This window comes from Chryseobacterium sp. HNCC26DJ241 (assembly GCF_057180505.1).
Genome location: NZ_JBXUGL010000071.1, coordinates 1 through 1,549, shown reverse-complemented (window position 1 = coordinate 1,549; position 1,549 = coordinate 1). Strand labels below are relative to the sequence as shown.

Below are 1,549 nucleotides of genomic sequence, written 5' to 3'. Positions count from 1 at the left end.
GTTCCTTCCTTCAAATTCTCTTTTTTGTTTCCTGAAGAATTGCTTCTGCTTTCGCCACCAATGATGTAGCCGTTTTCCGTAAAAGCCAATGTTTTAGGACGATCATCACCACTTCCACCGTAGGTTTTCTGCCATTCCACATTGGAGTTTTTATCCAATTTTACAATCCAATAATCGCCACTTCCGAAATTTTCAGAATCTTTTTGTACAATTGTCAAATGTCGGATGTCGGATGTAGCCTCTAGATTTCCAAGTTGTGGAATACTTTTTACATCATACATTTTACCTTGTACAGCAGAGCTTGTGGAGTACATCAAAACCAAACTTCCACCGTCCGGAGTCGGGATCATTTCCTGAACTTCATCCAAAGCATTTCCACCAAGAATTGTCGTGTTGATCAATTTTCCCGTTTTGTCCAATTTGGAAACGAATACATCTTTAGAACCGCCCTTCGACAAGCTCAGAGTGACATTGCCCGCTACAAAAAATCCTTCATCCGTAGACTGAACCACAGCCGAAGCCTCGTCATTGCTTTTGGTTCCTAATGTTTTTTGCCAAAGTTCTTCGCCGTTTTCGTTCAAGCGAATGAGCCAAACATCGCTTCCACCTAAATTATTCTCTTTTTTATCCCCCGAAATATTGGAAAAAGACGTTCCTGCCAAAAGAAAACCACCTTCCTGAGTGGCAACTGAAGACATCAGATAATCATGTCTTGTTCCTCCGAAATACTTTTCCCAGACTTTATTTCCGTCCTGTGAAAGTTTTATGATGTGAAAATCGTAACCTTTGTTTTGTTGTCGGTTGTCAGTTGATGGTTGATGGTTGTCGCCTTCTGTCGCCTGACTTCCGACTCCTGACTTTCCAACTTTCGGACTCTGAATGCTGCTCCCCGAAAGAAGAATTTGTCTATCAATCGTGGAAGTCATGGTTGTAAGAAAATCCTGTGTATTGGATGGGATGTCTTTTTGCCAGAGGGTTTTGGTGTCTTGGGCAGAAACCGTAAGAATACCTAAAAGAAAGGATACTCCAATGGAAATTTTTCTCATTTATCTTGTTTTTATTTTAAAGATTGTAAAAATATTTATTTTTTGTAGAGTTTTAACGTTTTATATCAAATTATTATTGTTTTTCAAATATTAATTTTATCTTGTTTTTATTTTTAATGCATTTTTTGCACATATAAGGTTTTGGTTTTAAGGTTGATGCGTTGTATTTTAATTTTTTTTGAGGTCATAGTTTAATTACATACTATTATATATTTACAATTTTGCTTTTCTATAAATTACAAAAATATGCACGAAATTTGTCATGCTGAAAGCATCTCTACAAAGATTATTAGATTCCTACGGAAACCGAAGATTCGGCGAAGCCAATGACAAACTCCCTGTTTATATGGATTTTTAAATATGAAGTTAAGTTATGACCTCAATATTTTTTTTTAAAAATCTGAACTCTACACTCATTTTCTATTATTTTTTATAGCGGTTGACAAAGCTATTTCCTCACTGCGACAAAACGTGACGCATTTAAATAATTTTCTTTTTTAGCC

1 pseudogene is annotated in these 1,549 nt (G+C 36.0%); it reads right to left on the bottom strand.

Annotated elements, in window-relative coordinates:
* A pseudogene (locus tag AC2A1C_RS15745) lies at positions 1–1,046 on the bottom strand (T9SS type A sorting domain-containing protein); the annotation flags it as partial.
* Between the last annotated feature and the right edge of the window lie 503 nt (positions 1,047–1,549).